This is a genomic window from Phytoactinopolyspora endophytica (assembly GCF_004138495.1).
Lineage (GTDB): Bacteria > Actinomycetota > Actinomycetes > Jiangellales > Jiangellaceae > Phytoactinopolyspora > Phytoactinopolyspora endophytica.
In genome coordinates this window covers 351,055-353,221 of the sequence record NZ_ML142853.1, presented here as the reverse complement: position 1 = coordinate 353,221, position 2,167 = coordinate 351,055, and the positions used below count along the sequence as shown (strand labels likewise).

Annotated in this window: 1 protein-coding gene and 1 pseudogene; both read right to left on the bottom strand. The window is 69.4% G+C overall.

Annotation, left to right across the window (positions count from 1 at the left end; all coding sequences use genetic code 11):
* A partial coding sequence (locus tag ELR45_RS12425; protein WP_165367715.1) for a metal ABC transporter permease occupies positions 1-966 on the bottom strand: 966 nt, incomplete at its 3' end.
* 143 nt (positions 967-1,109) lie between these two features.
* Positions 1,110-1,868, bottom strand: a pseudogene (locus ELR45_RS12420) (metal ABC transporter ATP-binding protein); the annotation flags it as partial.
* Between the last annotated feature and the right edge of the window lie 299 nt (positions 1,869-2,167).

The following is a 2,167-nucleotide window of genomic DNA, read 5'->3' as shown; positions in this document are numbered from 1 at the left end:
GTGGGCAGCGTGCAGGTGGCCATCGTGCAGATAGTCGGTGTGGTCACCGTGCTCCACGGCCGGATGGCCGCATTCGTCGTCGTGTTCGTGCGGGTGCTCCTCAGCGAACACGTGCGCGCCAGTGACGCGAGGATCCTCCGCGCTGGCCTTCCTGGCGCGACGAGCCCGCCGCACCAGGGTGCCTAGCGGCCAGGCGAGCACGAACCCGGCGAGTGCGATCACGACGATGCTCGCCCCAGGTGCGACATCGACGTGGTAGGAGTACACGACGCCGGCCAGTGACGGAACCACTCCCAGCCCCAAGGCCAGCGCGAATGTCGTCCGGAACCCGCGTGTCACTTGCATCGCCGTCGCGACGGGCACCACCATCAACGCGCTTACCAGCAACAGCCCGACGGTGCGCATCGCGACGGCGACCGTGACGGCGGCCATGACCGCGATGAGGATGGTGTAGAGCCGGACCGGGATCCCGCATGCGCGGGCGTACTCCTCGTCCTGGCAGATGGCGAAGAGCTGCGGACCGAGCCCGACTGACAAGAGGATGACGGCGATCGCGAGGACCGCGATCACCCAGAGGTCGTCCGGCGAAACGGTGGTGATCGAGCCGAACAGGTAGGTGTTCAGCGTCGCCGCCGTGCTCCCAGCCAAGCCGGTCAGCAACACCCCGCCGGCGATGCCGCCGTAGAACAGCATCGCGAGCGCGACGTCGGCCGACGCCTTGCCGTAGGCACGCACCAGTTCGATCGTCACCGCACCGGCGATCGCCACGACCACCGCGGTCCAGACGGGTGCCCATCCGGTGAGCAGACCGACAGCCACGCCGGTCAAGGCGACGTGACCGATGCCGTCGCCCATCAGAGCCAGCCGGCGATGCACCAGGTAGGTGCCGACGGCCGGAGCGGCCAAGCCGGTGAGAAGCGCGGCCAGGATGGCGCGCTGCATGAAATCGTATTCTAGGAGTTCCATCCGAACGGCCCCTTCTGTTCGTCGGCACCGTGCGGGTGAGCGTCGGGGACACCCGCGGCAGCCGGCCCTAGGGGCGGCCTGCCGGAGTGTCCGGCATCGGGCTCGGCCGGGGCGCCCGCGGTTTGCGGGCTCGCGGTTCCCGTGCCGGTGGATTGTGGACCGGCATGCGGTTCCGTCCCGTGGGGGTGGGCTGAAGCCTCTGCCGGGACCGGCATCGGTCCGTCGTGGACGACGCGGCCCGTGTCGAGCACGACCCCACGGTCGACGAGCGGCGCCAACGGACCCATCTCGTGCAGCACCAGCAGGACAGTGCGGCCGGAGGCGACGAACGTCCGTAGCGACCTGGCGAAAGCCTCCTGGCTGCGTCTGTCGACACCGGCATTCGGTTCGTCGAGCACCAGCAGGTCCGGCTCGCCGGCTGCGGCACGGGCGATCAGGACGCGCTGCTGCTGGCCGCCGGACAGGGTGTCGATCCCGTCATTGGCCCGGTCCGCGAGCCCGACCAGATCTATCGCTCGTTCGATGGCCTCACGGTCGGTTCGTGAAGCCGGCAGGAACGGGGTGCGTCGGGCGAGCCTGCCCGACGCCACGATTTCCGTCACGGTGGCCGGGACGCCGCCGGCGGCCGTCGTGCGTTGCGGAACGTACCCGACGCGTCGCCAGTCACGGAACCCTGCCAACGGCCGGCCGAACAGAGTGATCTCACCTTCAGCGACCGGCACCAGCCCGACGACGGCGCGCACCAGCGTCGACTTGCCTGAGCCGTTCGCGCCCAGCAGCGTGACGACTTCACCGGCGTTGACGTGAAAGTCCACGCCGTGCAGCACCGGCTGCTCGCCCAGCTTCACGGTGACCCGGCGCGCGTCGACGACGCTGCCCGAGGCCGTGGGCTGTTCGCTCATTTCAGGCTCCCGGCACGTGTATGGCGCCCCGCACCGCGGGGCGGATGGCCGTCATGCGGCAGATGCCCCAGGGCCGACCATTGTGCGAGTTCATGATGTCCGACCGTACAACTCTGCGCGCGTCCCACCGGTTCCGGCGCGGCGTGGCGCACTCGCATATATCAGCCGCAGCCGTTGGCGGCCTCGATCGCTGCGAGGTTCTCCCGCATGAGGCTGAAGTAGTCCTCGTCGGCCGTGTCATCGGTCAGTCCTTCGATCGGGTCGAGGACGGCGGTCTCCAAGCCGAGATCGTCCGCGAT